The sequence below is a fragment of the Oceanobacillus sp. CFH 90083 genome (assembly GCF_009389585.1).
In the GTDB taxonomy this organism is placed as follows: Bacteria; Bacillota; Bacilli; order Bacillales; family Amphibacillaceae; genus Oceanobacillus.
The window spans coordinates 70713-91451 of the sequence record NZ_VIYG01000004.1 but is presented as its reverse complement, the minus strand read 5'-3'; the positions used below and the strand labels follow the sequence as shown (position 1 = coordinate 91451).

The window sequence follows — 20739 nt, the reverse complement described above, 5'->3', positions numbered from 1 at the left end:
GGGAAAGGTTAGGTGTTTATCCGCTGCCTTCCACACATTTATTCCGAATCAAGAAGAACCCGCATGAGCCTCTTCATGCGGGTTCTTCTTCCATTAAAATAAATTCATTAAACGCTCCCAAAAACCTTCGCTATCTTCATCCTCTTCTGCTTCTTCTGTAATATCTTCCGGTTTGAGACTATCTGTTTGAATAACAAATTGAATTGAATTTGTTATCTCATTATTTTTTTCCGACACGAAAGATACGGGATCGAAATCGGATTTATCATATTGCGAAATCATCTCGTCAATTTCTTCCTGCATCTCATCAGGGATATTTTGCGTGGCATCATACAGCTCGCCAGTTCCATTTTGTAATTCATCTGCTCCATTAGCAAGCTCATTTGCCCCTGATGATACTTCACCGATTCCTTCATGAATATTTGAATAGGATGTGCTGAGCTGACCAACTCCATTGGTATAGGAAACTAAGCCTTCGTGGAATTGATTATAATTTTCAGCCATGGTATCTATACTTGTAATAAATTCATTTAACCCGTCATCGATATCTATGTCACCGATAGATTGTTCTAATTCCTCTGAGAAATCACGAATATAGCTGGTGATTTCCCCAGTAGAGGTTTGAAATTCAGTTAATGCCGGCTGGACTGCCGCAAAGGATTCCGCCGCTTCCTGATAAACAGCAAGGGCATTCTGAGCAGCTTCATACGTTCCAACCAGCTCTTCAACTACCCCTGAATCTATGTCACTATCATATAAAACTTGAAAATCTTCCTCTGTTAATGTTGCTTCTGGTATCTGCTCCATAGCTGTCTTTAATGTATCATTTGCATCCGTGTAGCCTTCTGTCAAAGTATCTATCCCATCAGACAGTTCTTCCATTCCTGCAGCCATATCCGAAGCAGCTTCTGTGATACTGCTTAACTGATCTATTCCATCAACTCCAGAAATCCGGCCTACTTCTTCCTGTATCCTCTGAAATGCATTATTTATTTCTTCCGATGCACCCGTTAATTCACCGCTGGAATTATTCAACTCATTTAAACCATCTTGAAACTGGGAAGATCCATTTTCTAAATCAGTCAGACCTCCTGACAGCCCTCTGATTCCTTCTCCAAGCTCACCTACCCCCTGGTTTAGTTCACCAATCGCATCGGTTAGACTTTGAAACTCCTCCGTCAGCGAATCTGTATCCGGTCCATCTACCGAGAAGGAAGATGGCAGCGCAGAGATCTCCATTCCCTCTAACTCAAATTGATCGGTGTCTGCCTGAATTGTGAGCGTCTCTTCTTCTCCAGGCATTACCGTAAATGCAACCTGCCTATTTTTCCCTGCATTCGCTATCGTTGCATCCGCAGCTTCAATATTATAAAAGTAGTCAGTATTCAGCGCCTGTGAAATTTGCAGCATATAGTTATCAAAGAAAGCACCTTCTGCTTCTTCATTCTGTTCTACTGTTATTTCAATCTCTACCTGCCCCGACTCTCCGATAGCCGTTTGTGGATCTACTTCTTCACCATCTAAATAATACGTGATTGTAAAATTCCACGGCAGTTCTTTCAACAGGTCACCCTGATAATAAAAAGTATCTGCTGTTGCTTCCATACGGATGATATCTCCGTCTTGTTCTATTTCACTCGTATCCGTTAAATTTTTAATAGCTTCATAGTTGCCAAAATCTTCAATAATACCTGTTTTATTCAGTTCAAATGCATTGACAACATATATATTTTCTAATGCGCCGTCAGCTTCTAAATTCGCATAAATAACTTCATTCTTTCTCTCTACTTCTGCCTTTCCATCTGTCTCCCCGGAAGACGCCGCCAAAACAGCCGGATTTAAAAATGGAATAAAGCATAAAGCCAGAGTAAGCCACATCCATTTAATCGTTGTTCTCATATTTTTCCTCCTTCTGAAACTTCATCCCTAACGATGTCTTTTGAAGCAATGTATCACCATATACCAGCAATGCAGGCAGTAAGGTGATGACAAGAATAAATGCTAAGAGTGCACCTCTTCCTAACAGTAAGCCAATAGAACCAACAACTGGATTAGAAGAAGTCATCCATAAAATAAAGCCGACAGTTGATAAAATGGATGCAGAAACAGCAATGGAGAAGAGCTTATCATCCAATGTCAGTTTCATCGCCTTCCATTTTGGCATATATCTCCTGTAATTTTTATATGTCTCTGTAAGTAATATTGCATAATCCACGGTTGCCGCCAGCTGAACAGTACTGACAATCAAATAACCAATAAAAACAAGCGGTGCTCCTGTAAAATAAGGAATAGCCAAATTCATCCAGACAGCCGCCTGAATAACCAGCAATAAGATCACCGGGAAGGAAACCGACCGGAAATTAAATAATAGTACGATTCCTACTCCGAGAATCGTTAATAGATTAACAAGCTGATTATCCTGCGAAACGATATCCTTCATATCATATAGCGAAGCACTTTCTCCTAATGCCAGTGCCTCATCTCCATAATAGGAAGAAGCAATTTCTCTTACATTTTCAACAATCGCAAAAGGAAGATCTCCTTCTGTCCCTGCTTCTGTATTAATAATAATCCGGCTATAATTATTAGAAAGAAATTGCGCTGTTACCTCCTCTTCTAAAAAGTCTTGCGGAATAACACTTCCAACCATAGTTGTATAGCTGATAACAGAGGAAACATGATCTACATTATCTAAAATTTGAACCATTTCCTGTTCTTTCCCTACATCATGATTAGGAACCAGTAAAACAATAGAAGTAGTTTCTCCAAAGCTTTCTTCAATTTGCCGGACATCAGTTCCTAATCGCGTATCCTCCGGCGGTTCTCCCATCCCGTACGTAAATGTCGTACTGCTCTGTGCCAGAAAGCTTGGAACAAGGAGCAATAAAACAAGCACGAGAACCGGAAGCCGTAATTTCAGCAGCTTTTTTCCAACCCCTTCAAAACGAGTTGGTACAAATACACGATGCTGCGTCCGGTCGATCCAGCGATAAAATACCAATGTAAAAGCTGGCAAGAAGATAATAACACTAATAAAGCTTAAAACAATTCCTTTTACTAAGTTTAACCCTAAGTCGGAGCCAATCTCAAAACGCATAAATAATAGCGCCATAAAACCGAAGATCGTTGTGAAAGCACTGGTACTGATAACTGGCCATGACTCTTTAATAGCTGTTTTCATTGCCTCTTCCGGTTTATAATTTTTGTTCCTGTAATCCTGAAAACTATGCAGCAGGAAGATAGCATAATCCAGAGAAACCGCAAGCTGCAGTATCGGAGCAACAGCCTGTGTAACAAACGAAATCTCGCCGATAAATACATTCGTCCCTAAATTAATAAGTACAGATACACCAATAGCAGTCAGGAAAAACACTGGTTCAACCCATGAGCTTGTTGATAGAATCAGGATAATGATAATAATCGGAACTAAAAGCGCTGCCGCATACATGCTTTCCTTCCCTGTCATTTCCTGCTCTGCAGCCGTATTAACTGCCTCACCAGAAATTGCATTTTCCTCACCGATTAAATCATAAATCGCATTAGTTGCCTCTACTTCTTTTTCATTAGCAATCGTCACTGAAAAAAGAGCATTATTATCTTTATAATATGCCTCTACTGTATCTGTATCAGATACTTCAACTGGTGTCCGGATATCTATAACATCATCCAGCCAGAGAACTTCCATGACACCACTTATTTCTTCCAGGTTACGTTTATATTCCATCGCCTCTTGGATAGAAACATCCTCTACCATAACTCTGGCATTTGGAATGCCACTTGAAAACTCATCTTCCATTACTTCTAAAGCCTGTGTTGATTCTGCTTCATCTGGTAAATAATCCTGCATATTGTAATTCACATCAACGAATAGAATTCCCGCTAAAGAAAGAATCATAAGTATTGTAAAAATGATTACAATTGTCTTTTTAAAACGAATAATTAAATTTGCCACACTCATTCCCCATTATCTTGCTGATTTCATTCATATCATTTAATATTATAAATACACACTGTTAGTTAGACAACAAACAGTTGTTTAAAATATGTACATTTCCCAACAGAAATCTACTATCTGTTGGATAACAAACATAATTTCATATTTTGTTCATAAATAGCGAAAGGAAGATAATTTAGTATGGTTCAAAAATTAGATCGTAGAAAGCGTTATACAAGAATGGCTCTAAAAAATAGCCTGATGGAACTTTTAAAGGAAAAACCTGTTTCTTCTATTACCATTAAAGAAATCTGTGAGTATGCTGATATCAACCGCTCTACTTTTTACAGCCATTACGCAGATCAATATGATTTATTGACCAATATTGAAGACGAAATAATCGATGAATTGAACCAGGCATTGCTTCAATATGACTATACGCAGGAAAAGGAAGCTCTGGCGATGTTACAATATTTACTCGAATACGTTCACAGCCGCCATGAGCATTTCCGGATTCTTTTTAGTGAGCACGGCAATAAAAGATTTACACACAAAGTTATGTATGCTGCACAAACTCATATTATGAATGACTTTAACGAACCGGAGCATAAAATGAGTGAAACCGCAGCAAAATATCTGACGATTTTTTCCGTCAGCGGGAGTATTACAGTGATCGAATACTGGCTCGAAAATGGCATGAAGGAATCTACGGATGAAATGGCTAAAATAATTACAGAAATTAGTAAGCCATGCTAAACTCCCCTGGATCATGTAGTAACATCAAATCAGCACCTTTAAGCTTGTGTTTTTTTGCCTATTTACTTTCTGTCAATAATCCGTTATGATGTAAGCAATTACAAAAAGGGAGAGGGTGATGTCTTATGAAGAAAGTATATGTAATTTTATCAGCAGCTATTTTCCATAGGTACTCACCTTCCCATACGTGATAAATATTTATTTGGAATTCTAAAAGAACTCCTATATTTTTGACGTGTCCGGGTTGGTATGTACCAATCCGTTTTTTATTTCAAAAATACAAGGAGGAAATTCATTTGCACGAATTTCAAAAAAACTATGCTTATCGTCCAGAAATAAATTATCAAGGCTCTATCGAGCTGTTAGCCCGTGTTATCAATGAACAAAAGGAAAGATATACCGTTCAAACAATCTATGGACCACGCCCGGCAGTTGTTAAAGGAAAGCTCAGATACAATGCGGCATCAAGAGAAGAATTCCCGTCTGTCGGAGATTGGGTTGTTCTAAAAGAAAATAACCATCATGATATACGCATCATTGATGAACTGCTCCCCCGTTTTAGCAGTATTATCCGAAAAGCGGATTCCTTAGAAACACATGCCCAAATTCTGGCTAGTAATGTTACCAAAGTATTTATCATGTTAAGTGCAGAAGAAAAAATTAACGAACGAAAATTGGAGCGTTTTTTAGTAACGGTTTGGGAAAGTGGAGCCAGCCCTATTCTTATTCTATCAAAAGCAGACTTAGTGGAGAATCCGGAAGCAATCAAACTGGAAGTGGACCAGCTTGCTTCCGGTATTCCTGTCCTGATTTGGGGCGCCAACCGGGAAATTGGCAAAGAAGACATCCAGAACAGCATTCATGCAGACGATACGATTGTGTTAATGGGAAACTCTGGCGTCGGGAAATCAACGCTAATTAATCATTTATTAGAAAAAGATGTTCTTAAAACTGGAGCTGTCCGTGACTCTGATAAACGTGGAAGACATACAACCACACATCGGGAGCTATTCCGACTGCCTGAGGGTGGTGTAATTATTGATACTCCTGGTATGCGGGGATTTTTGCTTTGGACTGGAGAAGAAACCGGGTTGTCTCAAACATTTTCTGATATTCAAATACTGATCGGGAGATGCCGGTTCAATGATTGTCAGCACGATACCGAGCCAGACTGCGCGGTGAAAGAAGCATTGGAAACTGGTGAATTAGAAAAAGAACGCTGGAACAGCTATGTTAAATTACAAAAGGAACTCGCTTATTTAGAGCGTAAGCAAAATGCACGGCTCGCTGCAGAAGAGAAGAAGAAATGGAAACAAGCGACAATGAGACACCTGAAATAAACCGCTGTTTATATACACATGATAAGAAGCAAGCCGTATCAACTGGACACGGCTTGCTTCTTATCTAATCCAGTATCGGTATAAAATACATCATGGGATGATTACTTGGATGGATATCATGGATGATTTTCTTGACTTTCTCAACCTGGTGAATCATACATCGGAATTCTACCTTATTGACCGTCTGCAGGAACTCGCTTTCTATTGGCAAAGACATATCCAATGAAGCCAGCTCCAAAGGACGGGAATAATGCTTGTATTTTGTATAAGACAGAACATTATCCTGATTTGCATAATGTAAAAATCCATGCTCATGGAGCTGCTCCCGCAAACTGCTGATATATTCCTCTGCAATCAGCACCTCTACCTTCACATAATTAATTTTCATCCATAACACCCCCTTTGTAAATCTCTCTATTTTTCAATTATATATTTTTTATGCTGTTACTCATTAACCGTGGCAAGATGAGCTGTATTATTATAATCCACGACACGCCACTCTCCGTTTTCAAAAGCAAATTTTGTAATAGATGTATTTTCTAGAAACGTAACACCTGTGCCTAATTCTCCTTTTGAAATAACAGATAAAAGGGCATTAATCAAGGCTCCATGAGAAACGATTAATACACGTTCATCAGGATATTTTTTGCAAATCTCCTCCAGCCCCTTCATTCCTCTCCGCTTTAATTCTTCAAATGGTTCAACATTCGGAATCGCATCACGATCAGGGAAAAAGTGGTTTCTCTCCTCTATCGTCATCCCTTCCGCATCTCCATAAGAGCGCTCCACAAAAGCAGACATTTTATGTAAAGGAAGCTTCAAGTTTTGATTAATGATTTCCGCTGTTACCCTTGCACGTGCTAAAGGGCTGGTAACTAATACGGTTGGTTTAAATTGTTTTGCAGCCGCACAGCAAATTTCCGCTTGTGACTTTCCAGTTTCATTTAATGGGATATCTGTCTTGCCTTGAATTCTTTTTTCCTTGTTCCAATTTGTTTCTCCATGCCGTATCATAAAAATCTCCGTCAAAGCCATCTCCCCACTTTCGAACTATTTTTCTGACTATCCCTATTCTAGCACTATTTCTATCTTTTTATCTATTAACTTGTGTTTTATTGACACCAAAAGAAACAGGCTTAAGGGTACCGATATCCCTCAGCCTGTTTTTAATGTTCATTTATTTTCCATACAATGTGATACGGTGAAACTTGATTTAGCGGGAGATTTTCCCGATAAAAATAAGGAACACAAGCTAACGTCTTCGCATTCTGGCGATTACTCGTCCCACCAAAAAGCTTTGCGAAAACGCTTGTGTGACCAACATCATGTTGGCCTGAATCAATCAGAAGATGAAGTAACCATTTTCCCCCATACAGATAAAAAATTTTTTCCGAATATAACATGAAGGGGAATTACGGACACTCATGCTGTGATACGGTGAAACTAATTTAACGGGCGGTTTTCCCGTTAAATTTTAGCTGAACCAATCAGGAAATGAAGTGCTCCGTTTTTCCCTATCCATATTAAATATGTCCTTCCATATACAATAAGGGGAATTACGGACACTCATGCTGTGATAACGCGTTGTTTTCTTTTATTCGCCCCATACTTCTTTGGCAGTATCCACGATATATTTTAACTTGTTCCACTGCTCTTCCTCTGTTAAAAGATTACCATGATGCGTTGATGCAAAACCGCATTGTGGACTGATGCATAATTGATCCAATGGAACATATTTTGACGCTTCTTCAATTCTTGCTTTAATATTTTCCTTTGGTTCCAGTTCACCATGCTTCGAAGTAAATACTCCCAGTACCACGCGCGGACCACCATTTGGAATATAATCCAGCGGTTCAAAGCCGCCGGAACGGTCATCATCATATTCTAGGAAGAAGCCATCCACTTTTTCTTTTGCAAACAAGGTGGGAGCTATTTTTGCATAGCTTCCTTCAAAAGCCCATTTAGAACGATAGTTACCGCGGCAAAGGTGGGTTGTAATCGTTAAGTCCTCTGGTTTATCTTCAAGAACACGGTTCACCACTCTTAATGCTAAGTCAATTAATTTTTCCCGATCATATCCACTATCATTAAATGGAATTTCGGGTGAACTTAAACCTGCAATATAAACATCATCTAACTGCAAATACCGACAACCCGCATCATAGAATGCTTTAATAGCATCCCGGTAAGTTTGAATAATATCATTTGCGTATTCCTCAATATCCGGATAAACTTCAAGGTTTCTGATACCTGCATTGAAAAACTGATTTGGACTTGGGATCGTTTGTTTCGCAATAGCCCGATTACCGACAATCTCTTTAAATTCAACAAATTCCTTGACATGCGGATGATCCGGGTTAAAAGAAACCTTTCCAGTCACTCGTACATTGTAGCGTTCTGTTTCTTCCCCTACAAATTGATATCCTTTCTCCGGCACATATCCTTCGACCCCATTTAAATGCTCCTGGAAATCTGTATGCCAGAAGCGGCGTCTGAATTCGCCATCTGTCACAGCATGTAAGCCAATTTCAATTTGCTTATCAACAATACGCTTAATTTCTTCTGTCTCAATTTGATGAAGCTCCTCTTTAGAGATAGATCCTTCCTGAAAATTCTTTCTTGCCTGATGAATGCGTTCCGGTCGTAATAAGCTTCCAACATGATCTGCACGAAATGGTGCTTTTACTGCTGTTTTCGTCATCTTTTCCTTTCTCCTCTTCTATACTATCTTTTTAAATTATTATGGTAAAATTGCAAAAGAACGAACAGGAAAACCACTTGCTCTCTCAGGCTTTGGACTGATGTTAAAAATCACAGCCCCCTTTGCCGGCAACTGATCCAAATTCGTTAACAGCTCTATCTGGAAAGTGTCCTGTTCTAACACATAATACTCGCCAATTAAAGAGCCATTTTTCCTGGCATCAATAGCTGCATCGGTATCAAACGTTTCATGACCCACAGCCTTAATATTTCTTTCTTCAAATAGGAATTTTAAAGCGTCCAGACCCCATCCAGGTAAATGACTATCCCCATTTTCATCCTTATTTTCAAAGGCTTCTTTATCCGGCCAGCGTTTACTCCAATCTGTCCGCAATGCAACAAAAGTACCGGCTTCAATTTTCCCATGAACTGCTTCAAACGCTAAAATATCTTCTGCCGTTAAAATATAATCATGGTTTTCCTGAGCTGCCTCAGATTTATCAATAACGACAAGCGGGAGAACAACTTCTTTTAAATCCAGTTCTTCTAAATAACGCTGATCACGGACAAAATGAATTGGCGCATCAATATGCGTGCCATACTGCCCTGAAACACTGAATTGCTGTGCTAAAAAACCATCATCATGTGTAAACAATGTCTCAAATTCCGCATCATTAAATGCGGCAAAATGCGGGGAATCTGGACCGAATGTATGTGTTAAATCAACCCATGTTTTTGATTTTATTGTTTCAAACGCCTGTAATAATTCATTTTCCTGTCTAACCGTCATGATAAGCCGCCTCCCATAATGTCCCTTTTAAGCTTTTGTTTTGTACTCAGTAATATGATCCTGTAACGTTTCGTCTTTACCAAATAAGAAGTGCTTATGCATATCCGGAGAATAGATTGAATTAATTGTTTCAATTCCGACAGCCTCTGCAACAGCGCGCACCATTGCCGGCGAAGCTCCACAGCATAAACCAATATAATTAATGCCGATGCTATGTGCTTTTTTCGCCCATTCAGCCAGCTCATAACGGTTATGGTAAAGCGGATCCAGTGAAGTCGGGAATGTTGTCTCCGTCGGTAAATGACAGCTGCACCCTCCATCCGGCAGGTTAAAGAAAGTCGGATGCTCCTCCGTTGTACGGTAAGGAATCGGTAACGCTCCTACATAGCCATCTACATTTTCACGAATTTTTTCCAAATAAGGCTGCATTGTATCCGGTCCACGGAAGCAGTTCATACCAACAACCAACGCACCATTTTCTTCCAGAATCTTACATGACTCTTCTACTGTATAGCCATCGCGTAAAATATTCTCACCCATTAATCCTAATGTAATCACTGCCGGCAAGTCATATTTTTTTATTTCTTCCAGGGCAATTAATGCTTCTTCATGGTAGTAGAAGGTTTCACCATTAATAAAGTCCACTCCTTCATCCTTACACCATGAAACCATCTCATTAAACATTGCCCTTACTTTATCCTTTGATTCCTGATCTTCCGGATTAAAGATATTGGTATTAGAGATATTACCCGCAACCAGCGCTTCTTCCGTTGGATGTTCTTTAGCTACTTCCTTCGCTAACCTAATGGCATTTCTATTTAAAGGCTCTAATAGGTCTTCCTTGCCAATGATACGCATTTTTTCACGGTGTGCATTGTATGTAAATGCCAGCACAACATCAGATCCCGCTTTCATAAAATCACGATATACGGCTTTTAAGGTTTCCGGATTATCCAGCGCTACTTCCGGTACAAAGGACCCTGCCTGAAGGTATCCTCTGCGCTCTAATTCAAATAAGTATCCTTCCCCAACAATTACTGTTCCCTGCTTTAAACGTTCTTCCAAGCTTCTTTTTGCCATCTTTACATTCCTCCTGTATATCATTTCTTTTTCTACAGATAAGTCAATATAGACGTAAAAAACCTCTTCTTTTTTAGAAAGAAGAGGTTTGATTATATTGTCAAGTACTCTCCTTATCTGCTAGCTTCATGCTACTGGAATTGGCACAGTTCTTTTTAAGTCTGTTGCCGAGGCTTCTAAGGGCCAGTCCCTCCACCTCTCTGGATAAGAAAATCTATTGCTTATTTAATTGTTGTAAATAACTATATATGTATTTGAATTTCATGTCAATAAGAAATTTTTAAAATATTACTGGCATATCGGCATCTCTAAGCGTATGTTTCGCTTTACTCTGAAAAAGGGTATATTTTTCTTATACAAAAAAATTCATAAAATGTTCAAAAAGTCTAGACACATGGAGAGAATAGGAATATAATACACATTAAACTCTCATCATTGAAATATATTACATTAAACTCATGTATCGATATTGGTATAATGAAATTATTTCTTGATCGTGAATGCTTCTAAATACATTTTAATTCAGGAACGGAAGGGGGCGTAGATGTTGAATAGATATTTGATGATTGCTTTCATAATTTTCTTTTTGCCGATGACACAATTATTTTCAGGTACACATCACAGCTACGTGCTCACCGAACAAAATATGCTGGTTGACAATCATGCATCACAGGATTTAGGTATTGGCGGAAACGATCAATCCGATAAATTTAAATTATTTATAGTTCATCCAACTTTAGTCATTACGCTATTCTTATTAGGCAGTCTGTGCTTATTCGCTACAGTTGTAAGAACTAACCGTACAAAACAGCTGTTGACGCCTGTTTTCTATCAATCCAATTTCGTTATCTAAGCCTCTTTGATATAAGCAAAATTCAAAAGAGGAGGCAAAAAAAATGATGATTTTTAGATTAATCGTTATTGGATTCTTTTCACTGACTGCATTGTCTGTATTCACTTACCAGGGTATTGAAGTATTTCATGCAGTTGCTGATATTTTCAGATCAAGATCATAATTATATACAGGAAGGCAGCCAATAAAAAGCTTATTGGCTGCCTTTTTATCATTCCTTAAAATGCCTTATCCAAAATTTCCGCCACGCACCTCGGAAACCTCGTAAACAGTTACAAATGCATTGGGATCAACATCCTGAATTATCTCTTTCATTTTACTTTCTTCCAGACGGGTAATGATACTCTTTATTTGTTTAAACTGCTGCTTTGAATAGCCGCCTTCTACATGCTGCAAGGTACAGCCTCTTCCTAAATGCTCTCTGATTTGTTGCATCATTTCATCAGCATGCTCTGTAATAATATATACTGCTTTTGTACTGCTCAAACCCTCTTCAATAACATGAATTACTTTAGAAGCAATAAAATAAGCAATCCCTGACATCAATGCTCCCCGTAAACCGAATACTGTGGAGACAACAATAAATACAAATAAATTAAGGAAGAGAATCAAATCACTTGTTCCAAAAGGAAGCTTCCGTGATAATAGAACAGCCAGCATATCAATTCCGTCTAACGCGCCCCCATTACGAAGCGCCAGCCCCATACCAAATCCGATAATAATACCTCCGACAACGGTAACCAGCAGGGTATCTCCTTCAATTTCAATAATGGTCGGGACATGATGCATCAGGCTTGTACTTACAGCTAAGGAAGCAATCCCGAGAATAGACAGGACTGCAAAGCTTTTACCAATCTGTTTATACCCTAAGTAAATAAATGGAATATTTAAGATACCTATCAACAATCCCAATGGCAAGCCTGTCCATTGCGAACCAACGATACTAAGACCAGTTACACCACCATCAGAAACACTATTTGGAATCAGTACCGCTTCCAGTCCATAAGCCGTAATAAACCCGCCAATAATAATAATGAATCCTCTTGCAAATAACATCGCTTTTTTCGATGCTTGTGTTTGTGCTTTGCCCATCAAATCTTCCTTCCTTTTCTTCCATTCTTACCGCTTGTGTGAAATAAGATATTTTACCACCTGTTTCAAGGCATTTAAATCCCTATTAATCGGGAGCGTATAAGCATCCTTCTTAGATTTTCTTATTTCATACAAAATACCCTTATAAAGACAGCTTTTTCAATATTATTTATTATACGCTTCTGCATCTTAAACTCAACCATTTCCGGATAAAAAATGGATAATTCTGCGTTTTTAAGGGCTCGCTTTCAAGTTGGCTTTGAAAACATAACTTACTTTAGAATACCCCATTTTTTCATAGCATCGATGCACAATGTGATGTGATGCGCAAGCCTGAGGATAGAGCAACCGATTCAAAATGATCTCTTCCTCTTGCCTGAATATCCTTATCTTACTCTGATGATAATGTATTTTTCTCAATGTGCGCACCTCTCTCATCCGTAAAAAGAATCATATCCGCCTGTTCTTTATATGGGTGCATAAAATGGTTGTATTGTATTCTTCTTTCTTGATGTGACTTTTGTATATCTTTCATATTTCTATTTCGCTCTGCTGTATCCCGGCTGGAACGCCGGTCTAATTCTGTGTCTCCATCTGTATAAAGATAAATTTGTAAATCCAGATAATCAGGGTTTACAAATGCTATACTCATCCCTTCCATAATAGTCAGCTTTTTGTTTGGATCTACCCTTTCAGCCGGTAAATAATCTGTGTCAATTGTATTCCAAACCATACCTGCACGTGTCATTTGAATATCACGTTCCAAAGCTTCCACATAATGCGCTAAAGGATGACAGGCAGTCATTTTTGCAGTGCGCACTTCGTTTTGATAAGTATATGTAATTTTCGTGTCTTTTCTTAATGCTGATCTGACAATGTATGGATCCGTACAAATTAAATTGGCATTTTGGCTGAAAGCCTGCTTCAATTGCTCGGCAAATGTTGTTTTCCCGGCTCCACCATGTCCGGTAATACCTATGATAATATGCTTATGTTGTGCATTTATCCATTTAATTAAATCCTGTATGATACTATCCATAGGATTCACCTCCACTACTATTATATCTTAATGAAGCAAAGTAGAAACCTTTTTTCCTACAGAGAGGAAAAAGGCTGCCTTAATAGAATGAATGCGCTTTCGTAATATGGAGTTAGAAAGGAGATCGTTGAACAGTGGAATTACTAAATAAACGGGAATTGAAAATGCTTCACCTTCTCTCGAGTAGTAAGGAAATGCATACAGGACAAGAAATAGCATTACTTCTAAATGTATCATCAAGAACGGTTCGCAATGATATTAAAAATGTAAATGTAGTATTGCCTAAATATCATGCCGAAATTATTTCTCACAAAGGAAAAGGTTATGAATTGATTATCAGGAACGAGGATAAATTTCGGGAGCTGTTACCGAAAACGGATTATGCAGTCCACCGTAGACATACGGGTGATTCAGAAAGTAAACAGCATGTTGACGAAATCGTTAGAAAAATATTGATGAACTGCCTGCACGGTGAAGTTATTTTCCAGGAGGAACTGGCTGAGAGCCTATTTATCAGTGCCACTTCTTTAAAGAAATATCTTCCACTTGTTCGCTCTGCTTTCAAAGAATACAATCTCACCTTAGTGTCTGACAAGAAGAACGGATTTGTCATTCAGGGAAAGGAGGAAAAAATTCGATTTTGCATATCTGACTTTCTATTTCAAGATGAAAAATTTGAATTGCTGGACGATTTATTTCCAAATAATTTTCTTGATGTAGACAGTCTGAAAGATATCGTGTTGAGCCTTCTCATACAGCATCAGTTACGTCTTACAGATGATGCGATTAAAAATTTAATTATTCACATTATCATTACAGTTTGGAGAATACAAAACCATCAGGAATCTATTGTAAGCAAAGAGCTGCAGTCTGCCATGGAGCATACAAAAGAATTCACCGCAGCTGTCGACATCATTGAAACAATTCACAAAAAAATGGGCATTAATCTAAAGGATGAGATTTATTATTTGACGCAGCATTTAAGTGCCAGCAGCAGGTTATCCAGCCAATATATTGACACCAAGGAGTACGACCAAATAAAACAAATGCTCCTCGAAGCACTGCACGAAATAAAAGATGCTACAGCGATTGATCTAATAGAAGATCAGCAGCTGATTAACGGATTAATTACCCATCTTGTTGTTGCCTTTAAACGGATTGTCTATCAAATGAATATTCGAAATGATGCGTTAAACAGTATTAAAAATAGTTACCCTTTGGCATTTCAGCTTGCCATGACAACGAGTAATTATCTAACCAAATCTATGAAATTAACTATCCATGAGGATGAAATTGGATACATCGCCATTCACTTTGGGGTGGCACTGGAAAGAAAAGGATTAAATCACACAACGATAAAGAATATACTGATTGTTTGTGGTTCAGGAATGGCAACTGCTGCTTTAATCAAAGAAAAAATTTTACGGTCTTATGGAGATCAGGTCAATATTGTTAACACGATGAGCTTATCTGAATTTAAAGAAGACAAAGCAGACAACGTCGACCTCATTATAACGACGATAGACATTCCATTTATTGATTCGCGAAAGTTATTAAAAGTAAATCCTATCATTAACCATCAGGATTTAATTACTATACGAAAGAAAATAAATACAGCAAATCAAACGCTCAGTATAGAAACATATCAGTATTTATTTAAAAAAGACCTGTTCATAAAAAGTTTGAACTTAGAAACAAAAGAAGATGTATTACATTATTTAACGAAGCGAATGAAAGATAGAAATTATATTAGTCAGACTACAATTGAATCTATTTTTGAAAGAGAAAAAATGGCTTCCTCAGAGCTATGCAGCCTGCTGGCTATTCCACATCCGCTTGTTTATACAACAGGGCGTCCATGTATTGCAGTAGGTATTCTCAGCAAACCGATTTTATGGGGAAAGGAAAACGTGCAAGTTGTCGTAATACTGTGTATTCCTAAGCATCAACAGGAACAATGGGAAATTATCTTTAAAAAATTATACCGTTTTTTAATTGAAGATTACGGGATTACAAAACTTATTTCTGATTACAATTATGACGATTTCATCAGAAAATTGTATCAATATGAGGAGTTTCATGTATGAAAGAAATCAAATTTACAAAAGAAAATGTCCGTTTAAATGTCCAGGCAGACGATTGGAAGGATGCCATACATCAGGGAGTTGCTTTACTCGAGCACAATGGGTTCGTTACAGATAAATATGCGTTTCATATTATCCGCAACATTGATGAATATGGACCTTATATTGTTATATCTCCAGGTATTGCTATCCCGCATGCCAGACCGGAAGACGGAGCCATTGATATTGGCGTCAGTCTTATAACACTAAAACAGTCTATAAGTTTTCCTAATATGGAAACTCCGGTTCGGGTGCTTATCAGTTTTGCTGCTCAGGATAATGATCAGCATTTAAACATCATTAAATTGATTGTAAAAATCATTGAAGATGGACTGATTCAAAAAATAGCTGATATATCATCTATTCAGAAATTGAACGATTTAATCGGAGGTGATGAATAATGCATCGAGTTGCTTTAATTACCAGTGGCGGTGATGGTGCAGGTATTAATTCTATGATTGAAATGCTTGCCCGAAACAAGGAAATTGATTTATACGGTTTTCATGATGGTTATGATGGCATTCTGGTAAATCAGCCTATTCATTTAACACCAGCAATTTGTGAAAATCATTCCTTAGACGGCGCTCATTTTCTAAGAACCGCACGCAGTAAGCTGCCATACACACAAGACGGCAGGCAAAAAATTATTCAAACACTACTTGAGCAGGAATTTGAATGTCTCGTTATATGCGGCGGAAGCGGATCGCAAATTGCCGCAAAACGAATTCATGAAGAAGGGATGAATACATTGTTTATTCCTATGACCGTCGATAACGATGTGATTGGAACAGACTATACGATCGGATACGATACAGCACTCAATCAAATATTAAAAATCATTGCAAATATCCAAAATACAGCTGCAAATATGCCGGGAAGGATATTTATGATCGAAGTTTTAGGTGGAAACGCAGGGAATCTCGCTTTAGAAAGTGCGTTAGCGGGAGGATGTGATTTAGCTATCATACCTGAATGTTCCACAGATAGAGAGGAAATTGCCAAAAAAGTACAAGCTAAACTAAAAGAAAAGCAATCTTTAATTATCACTTGCTCGGAATCTGCTTACGACAGTAAAAACTACCAGGCAGGAGACCAGGGTGTTTCCTTTGCTATTGCAGATTCCATTGAACGTTTAACCGGCATCCGTGTCCGAAAAACAGTGGTTGGTTTTTACATCCGGGCAGGGCACCCTTCCAACCGGGATGCCATCATTGCCTCCAAGCTCGGCTATTTCACTGCTGCCGCTATTTTAAATGGTAACTTCGGAGAAATGATTGCGGTAAAAAGAGATACTGTAACTACTGCTGATTATAAAGATTTAGATTTCTCAGCCAGCACAACGAATCAAGAGCTTTTAGAGATAGCGGAAAATGTAAACTTACTAAATTAATAAGGAGTGTTATGCCATGTTACAAATTTTAGTCGTATGCGGAGCTGGATTAGGAAGCAGCTTTGCCTGTCAGATGAGTGTAGAGTCAGTATTGAAAGATTTAAACGTCGAGGCTAAGGTAGATCATTCAGATATTGCCTCTGCTGCCGGCACAAGCGCAGACATTATCATTTCAGGGAAAAATTTTGAGGAGCAATTCTCCAGATATGATTTATCACAGGACCTTATTTTTCTGGAAAGATTAGTAGATAAGGAAGAAATCAAAGAAAAATTAACTCCAGTTTTACAGGAAAAGGGAGAATTATAGAAAGGGATGAGCTAAGATGTCCGTTCTTAACTTTATTATTGAAAGTATTCTCACACAGGCAGCTATCACAATCGGTTTAATTGCATTTGTCGGGTTATTGCTTCAGCGCAAGCAGTTTGGTGAAGTAATGTCCGGCAGCTTTAAAACAATGCTTGGGTTTATGGTTTTATCAGCCGGATCTGCCATTATTGTAGATTCTCTGACCTATTTTGGTGAAATTTTCACGGAAGCATTCGGTATGCAGGGAATTGTACCTTCTATCGAAGCAATTAATGGGCAGGCCATGAATAATCTTGGGCTGGGAAACCAAATAGCATTAACATTTCTGGCGATTTTTATCTTTAACATTATTATCGCAAGGATTACAAAATGGAAATATATATTCCTGACAGGGCAAGCCATTTTATGGATGGCGACAATGACTATTATTTTTGGCAGTGCTGCAGGATTCTCTGGAATTACACTCATTCTGTTCGGAGGATTGATTGGCGGAATCTTCGCAGTTGCGATGCCTGCTATTGCTCAGCCAATTGTCCGTAAAATTACAGGATCAGACGATATTGCATTAGGTCACTTTTGCACAGTTGGATACCTTTTTGGAGCAGGAGTTGCAAAAATAATAGGAAAAGGCTCTAAATCTATAGAAGATATTAAATTTCCTAAAGGGCTCGGGTTTCTATCCGACACGTATCTGTCTGTCGCTTTTATAATGGTCCCTCTTTATGTTATTACTGCAGCTTTTGCAGGAGCAGAATTTACTTCTCAATTATCTGGTGATGTAAACTTCATTGTTCATGCATTTTTGCAAGCGGTTCAGTTCGTTGTGGGTGTTTATGTACTGCTTTCAGGAGTCCGTTTACTGCTGGCAGAAATTGTTCCAGCTTTCCGCGGCATTGCATTAAAAGTTGTTCCAAACGCAAAGCCGGCGTTAGATTGTCCGGTACTGTTCCCTTATGCACCTAATGCTGTAACAGCCGGGTTTGTTACAACTACTATCGGTACAATCATTGCCATGTTTATACTACCGCTGTTCGGATTAGCTATGATTCTTCCAGGGATGCTGACTAACTTCTTCGCAGGAGGTACAGCAGGAATATTTATGAACGCAGTCGGCGGCCGGCGCGGTGTATTAATCGGCGGCATTGCGCATGGGATATTTATTACCCTGTTACCTGCACTGCTTGTTCCATATTTTAATGATTTAGGCTTCATCAATGCAACAGCAACCGACGTCGATACCGTTTCTGCCGGGTTACTTATTAAATGGTTTGTAGAACCGATTATGAATATATTCAACTAGAAAGGATGAAATAAGATGACATTCTTCCAAAGAAAAAAGAAGAAAGCTGCTTCTCCCAAAGAAGAAAAAGTGGTAAATAAAGAAGAATTTCTCACAAAAATTGAGCAGGCCAAGCAAGAGCTTGAAGAAGCAGACGCAGAGAATAAAACTTCATATTTGAATAAAATTGGAAGTCTTTATTTAGAAATAGAAGATTATGATCAGGCAATCACCTATTACGAAGCCAGTATTTCTGAAAAACAGGTAATGGGAAAAGCATTTGCTGATTTGACAAAGCTTTACAATTTCAAACGGAAAGAAGCTTCTGAACAGAATGATAAAGAAAAAGTACAGTATTACCTTGCCAAATCAGATGAATTAATAAAACTGACAAAAGATACCATTCGTGGGAATATGTAAGGAGGAAATGTATAATGAAAAATTTGACGGAATTATTTAAAGAGAATAAAGGAAAAAGAGCTATCGGTTCCTTTAATGTCCATTGTTTAGAGATGCTCCCGGCAATGATTGAGGGTGCAAAAGAATTGAATGTACCAATTATCATTCAAACCTCTCCTGGAACAGCAGAATATATTGGATTAGATTTACTTGTTTCATCTATCCAAACATTGAGCGAGAGAAATAATGTAGATGTTTGCCTGCACATGGATCACTGTACTGATATCGAGGTAATCAAAAAGGCTATTGATACCGGTTATACTTCCGTGATGTATGACGGATCCAGCTTGCCCTTAGAAGAGAACATCAAGAACACAAAAGAAGTCGTTGCCTATGCCAAAGAAAGAAATGTCTCTGTGGAAGGAGAAGTCGGCTCCATCGGCGGAGCTGAAGATGGTGTCGTTGTCAGTGAAGAGGATGCTATTTATACAGATCCCGCGGACGCTTATCATTTTGTGCAGGAAACAAATGTCGATGCTATCGCAGTAGCTATTGGTACAACACATGGATTGTATAAATCCAAGGCTAAGCTGAATTTTGAACTATTAGAAGAGTTAGCAGCTAATTTGGATAATGCAGGATTAGTTTTGCATGGAGGAACAGGTGTGTCTGAAGCAGATATGAGAAAATGTGTGGCCCTTGGCATGAAAAAAGTCAACGTAGGAACAGAGTTAAATAAGTCCTATATAGATAATGTAAATAGCGCCTTTTCCCAGGCAACACCTTTGACTTCTCTTCGTAAACTGTTTATTCCTGCAAACCAGCATATTAAGGAAATTGTTAAAGAGAAAAGTGAGCTCTTTCAATTGGTATAAAACAAAAATTCATTCCACTGGAGTTGTCATCCTCTTCTCTGCCAAGATGGTGATTACTCATTCTATCGAAAGCCTGAGCCAGGTTAAATTCTTTCGTCCAAACGATTAAGCTTAAACCGTTTGGACGATTATTTTTGTAATTTTTTCTCCATCCTTCCCTCTTAAAGTTCATTTGACTCTTTTCCGTACTTCTTTTAAAATCGGCTTTAAACAACTACTTAATGATTATCGGCAAAAACCGCATGGATGGAGAGATATTTGATGAACAATAACAATAGTAATACAATCCTTCGCCCCCATAACCATGCATGATTTCCAAACAGTCTTAAGCTGGAGCAGAGACAACAGCTTTTGTGCAGCGAATGGCTGGGAGCTAAACCGATCACAGGAAGAACTTTATATGTGGTGGAGCCATTGCGTCTATAACCAGCAGCCCAATTTCATCCGATTAGGCATCGAATTTCATCGCAGACTCGCTGGCTATGTTGATTTAGCTGATATACATAGTAATACTGCTGAATTAGGCATTGCAATTGGAGATAGCAGTCTATGGGGGAGAGGCATTGGAAATACTGCCGCAAAGAAGATGATCACATACGGAGTAGATCATCTTGGTATTCATTTATTTCGGGCAGAAACACATATAACAAATCAGCGCGCTCAAAAAATGCTGAAGAGAATCGGTTTCCAAGAAGAAAAAATCCAGGTGGATAAAGAAGATTCCAGCTTGCACATTCCATTCTCATTACATATAAACAGCTATAACTAGCCCTTCTTGACAG

20 protein-coding genes and 1 riboswitch are annotated in these 20739 nt (G+C 38.4%); of the genes, 11 read left to right on the top strand and 9 right to left on the bottom strand.

Features of this window, described 5'->3' with window-relative positions; translation table 11 throughout:
• Positions 1 to 93 precede the first annotated feature (93 nt).
• Positions 94 to 1899 carry a methyl-accepting chemotaxis protein gene (locus tag FLK20_RS07305; RefSeq protein WP_152655913.1) on the bottom strand — a complete coding sequence of 602 codons (1806 nt, stop codon included), beginning with the start codon at positions 1897 to 1899 and terminating at the stop codon, positions 94 to 96.
• Positions 1883 to 3958 carry an efflux RND transporter permease subunit gene (locus FLK20_RS07300; protein WP_194165568.1) on the bottom strand — a complete coding sequence of 692 codons (2076 nt, stop codon included), beginning with the start codon at positions 3956 to 3958 and terminating at the stop codon, positions 1883 to 1885. Before FLK20_RS07300 ends, FLK20_RS07305 begins: the two co-directional genes overlap by 17 nt.
• Positions 3959 to 4135: 177 nt before the next feature.
• Between FLK20_RS07300 and FLK20_RS07295 the strand changes: the two genes are divergently transcribed.
• Both FLK20_RS07295 and rsgA read left to right on the top strand, forming a co-directional pair.
• Positions 4136 to 4690 (top strand): TetR/AcrR family transcriptional regulator, encoded by a 555-nt coding sequence (locus tag FLK20_RS07295; protein WP_152655911.1) that lies wholly within the window; start codon positions 4136 to 4138, stop codon positions 4688 to 4690.
• Between the two features lie 296 nt (positions 4691 to 4986).
• Positions 4987 to 6030: a ribosome small subunit-dependent GTPase A gene (gene rsgA / locus FLK20_RS07290; RefSeq protein ID WP_227994892.1), complete on the top strand. Its 1044-nt coding sequence runs from the start codon at positions 4987 to 4989 to the stop codon at positions 6028 to 6030.
• A gap of 64 nt (positions 6031 to 6094) precedes the next feature.
• On the opposite strand, the gene FLK20_RS07285 is transcribed toward rsgA, so the two are convergent.
• The 5 genes from FLK20_RS07285 to FLK20_RS07265 form a co-directional block, all read right to left on the bottom strand.
• Complete coding sequence (locus tag FLK20_RS07285) at positions 6095 to 6418, bottom strand: cytochrome C biogenesis protein (protein WP_152655910.1); 324 nt, start codon at positions 6416 to 6418, stop codon at positions 6095 to 6097.
• A 56-nt stretch (positions 6419 to 6474) separates the two neighbouring features.
• Positions 6475 to 7065 (bottom strand): histidine phosphatase family protein, encoded by a 591-nt coding sequence (locus FLK20_RS07280; protein WP_227994890.1) that lies wholly within the window; start codon positions 7063 to 7065, stop codon positions 6475 to 6477.
• 559 nt (positions 7066 to 7624) lie between these two features.
• Positions 7625 to 8731, bottom strand: coding sequence for a 5-methyltetrahydropteroyltriglutamate--homocysteine S-methyltransferase (locus FLK20_RS07275; protein WP_152655908.1), 1107 nt, complete (start codon positions 8729 to 8731; stop codon positions 7625 to 7627).
• Between the two features lie 39 nt (positions 8732 to 8770).
• Entirely contained in the window at positions 8771 to 9520 is a 750-nt protein-coding gene (locus tag FLK20_RS07270) for a cyclase family protein (RefSeq protein ID WP_152655907.1), read from the bottom strand.
• Between the two features lie 27 nt (positions 9521 to 9547).
• Positions 9548 to 10600, bottom strand: coding sequence for a homocysteine S-methyltransferase family protein (locus FLK20_RS07265; RefSeq protein WP_152655906.1), 1053 nt, complete (start codon positions 10598 to 10600; stop codon positions 9548 to 9550).
• A 110-nt stretch (positions 10601 to 10710) separates the two neighbouring features.
• A riboswitch (SAM riboswitch) is annotated at positions 10711 to 10811 on the bottom strand.
• 333 nt (positions 10812 to 11144) lie between these two features.
• Between FLK20_RS07265 and FLK20_RS07260 the strand changes: the two genes are divergently transcribed.
• Complete coding sequence (locus FLK20_RS07260; RefSeq protein ID WP_194165567.1) at positions 11145 to 11453, top strand: hypothetical protein; 309 nt, start codon at positions 11145 to 11147, stop codon at positions 11451 to 11453.
• 228 nt (positions 11454 to 11681) lie between these two features.
• Here FLK20_RS07260 and FLK20_RS07255 read toward each other — a convergent pair whose 3' ends face one another.
• Together FLK20_RS07255 and FLK20_RS07250 are read right to left on the bottom strand one after the other, a co-directional pair.
• Positions 11682 to 12545: a YitT family protein gene (locus FLK20_RS07255; RefSeq protein WP_152655904.1), complete on the bottom strand. Its 864-nt coding sequence runs from the start codon at positions 12543 to 12545 to the stop codon at positions 11682 to 11684.
• A gap of 391 nt (positions 12546 to 12936) precedes the next feature.
• Complete coding sequence (locus FLK20_RS07250) at positions 12937 to 13584, bottom strand: uridine kinase family protein (protein WP_152655903.1); 648 nt, start codon at positions 13582 to 13584, stop codon at positions 12937 to 12939.
• 134 nt (positions 13585 to 13718) lie between these two features.
• On the opposite strand from FLK20_RS07250, the gene FLK20_RS07245 reads away from it, so the two are divergent.
• The 8 genes from FLK20_RS07245 (at position 13719) to FLK20_RS07210 (ending at position 20726) form a co-directional block, all read left to right on the top strand.
• Positions 13719 to 15671, top strand: a complete 1953-nt coding sequence (locus FLK20_RS07245) for a BglG family transcription antiterminator (RefSeq protein ID WP_152655902.1) — start codon at positions 13719 to 13721, stop codon at positions 15669 to 15671.
• The gene (locus tag FLK20_RS07240; protein ID WP_152655901.1) at positions 15668 to 16108 is read left to right on the top strand and encodes a PTS sugar transporter subunit IIA; all 441 of its coding nucleotides are present in this window, start codon (positions 15668 to 15670) and stop codon (positions 16106 to 16108) included. The genes FLK20_RS07245 and FLK20_RS07240 overlap by 4 nt, the downstream gene beginning before the upstream one ends.
• Positions 16108 to 17097 carry a 6-phosphofructokinase gene (locus FLK20_RS07235; protein ID WP_152655900.1) on the top strand — a complete coding sequence of 330 codons (990 nt, stop codon included), beginning with the start codon at positions 16108 to 16110 and terminating at the stop codon, positions 17095 to 17097. Before FLK20_RS07240 ends, FLK20_RS07235 begins: the two co-directional genes overlap by 1 nt.
• 16 nt (positions 17098 to 17113) lie before the next feature.
• The gene (locus FLK20_RS07230) at positions 17114 to 17404 is read left to right on the top strand and encodes a PTS sugar transporter subunit IIB (RefSeq protein WP_152655899.1); all 291 of its coding nucleotides are present in this window, start codon (positions 17114 to 17116) and stop codon (positions 17402 to 17404) included.
• A gap of 16 nt (positions 17405 to 17420) precedes the next feature.
• Positions 17421 to 18704 (top strand): PTS sugar transporter subunit IIC, encoded by a 1284-nt coding sequence (locus FLK20_RS07225; protein ID WP_152655898.1) that lies wholly within the window; start codon positions 17421 to 17423, stop codon positions 18702 to 18704.
• 15 nt (positions 18705 to 18719) lie between these two features.
• On the top strand, positions 18720 to 19103 hold the full coding sequence (locus FLK20_RS07220) for a tetratricopeptide repeat protein (protein ID WP_152655897.1): 384 nt from the start codon (positions 18720 to 18722) through the stop codon (positions 19101 to 19103).
• 14 nt (positions 19104 to 19117) lie between these two features.
• Positions 19118 to 19957: a class II fructose-bisphosphate aldolase gene (locus tag FLK20_RS07215; protein ID WP_194165566.1), complete on the top strand. Its 840-nt coding sequence runs from the start codon at positions 19118 to 19120 to the stop codon at positions 19955 to 19957.
• Between the two features lie 304 nt (positions 19958 to 20261).
• Positions 20262 to 20726: a GNAT family N-acetyltransferase gene (locus FLK20_RS07210; protein ID WP_152655895.1), complete on the top strand. Its 465-nt coding sequence runs from the start codon at positions 20262 to 20264 to the stop codon at positions 20724 to 20726.
• Positions 20727 to 20739 lie beyond the last annotated feature (13 nt).

Bases quoted from the DNA above. Each gene is read 5' to 3' on its own strand.
- FLK20_RS07250 (WP_152655903.1), bottom strand. From the start codon at position 13,584: ATGGATAGTATCATACAGGATTTAATTAAATGGATAAATGCACAACAT.
- FLK20_RS07280 (WP_227994890.1), bottom strand. From the start codon at position 7,065: ATGGCTTTGACGGAGATTTTTATGATACGGCATGGAGAAACAAATTGG.
- FLK20_RS07270 (WP_152655907.1), bottom strand. From the start codon at position 9,520: ATGACGGTTAGACAGGAAAATGAATTATTACAGGCGTTTGAAACAATA.
- FLK20_RS07220 (WP_152655897.1), top strand. From the start codon at position 18,720: ATGACATTCTTCCAAAGAAAAAAGAAGAAAGCTGCTTCTCCCAAAGAA.
- FLK20_RS07210 (WP_152655895.1), top strand. From the start codon at position 20,262: ATGCATGATTTCCAAACAGTCTTAAGCTGGAGCAGAGACAACAGCTTT.
- FLK20_RS07240 (WP_152655901.1), top strand. From the start codon at position 15,668: ATGAAAGAAATCAAATTTACAAAAGAAAATGTCCGTTTAAATGTCCAG.
- FLK20_RS07295 (WP_152655911.1), top strand. From the start codon at position 4,136: ATGGTTCAAAAATTAGATCGTAGAAAGCGTTATACAAGAATGGCTCTA.
- FLK20_RS07215 (WP_194165566.1), top strand. From the start codon at position 19,118: ATGAAAAATTTGACGGAATTATTTAAAGAGAATAAAGGAAAAAGAGCT.
- FLK20_RS07235 (WP_152655900.1), top strand. From the start codon at position 16,108: ATGCATCGAGTTGCTTTAATTACCAGTGGCGGTGATGGTGCAGGTATT.
- FLK20_RS07285 (WP_152655910.1), bottom strand. From the start codon at position 6,418: ATGAAAATTAATTATGTGAAGGTAGAGGTGCTGATTGCAGAGGAATAT.
- FLK20_RS07225 (WP_152655898.1), top strand. From the start codon at position 17,421: ATGTCCGTTCTTAACTTTATTATTGAAAGTATTCTCACACAGGCAGCT.
- FLK20_RS07230 (WP_152655899.1), top strand. From the start codon at position 17,114: ATGTTACAAATTTTAGTCGTATGCGGAGCTGGATTAGGAAGCAGCTTT.
- FLK20_RS07260 (WP_194165567.1), top strand. From the start codon at position 11,145: ATGTTGAATAGATATTTGATGATTGCTTTCATAATTTTCTTTTTGCCG.
- FLK20_RS07265 (WP_152655906.1), bottom strand. From the start codon at position 10,600: ATGGCAAAAAGAAGCTTGGAAGAACGTTTAAAGCAGGGAACAGTAATT.
- FLK20_RS07300 (WP_194165568.1), bottom strand. From the start codon at position 3,958: ATGAGTGTGGCAAATTTAATTATTCGTTTTAAAAAGACAATTGTAATC.
- FLK20_RS07255 (WP_152655904.1), bottom strand. From the start codon at position 12,545: ATGGGCAAAGCACAAACACAAGCATCGAAAAAAGCGATGTTATTTGCA.
- FLK20_RS07275 (WP_152655908.1), bottom strand. From the start codon at position 8,731: ATGACGAAAACAGCAGTAAAAGCACCATTTCGTGCAGATCATGTTGGA.
- FLK20_RS07305 (WP_152655913.1), bottom strand. From the start codon at position 1,899: ATGAGAACAACGATTAAATGGATGTGGCTTACTCTGGCTTTATGCTTT.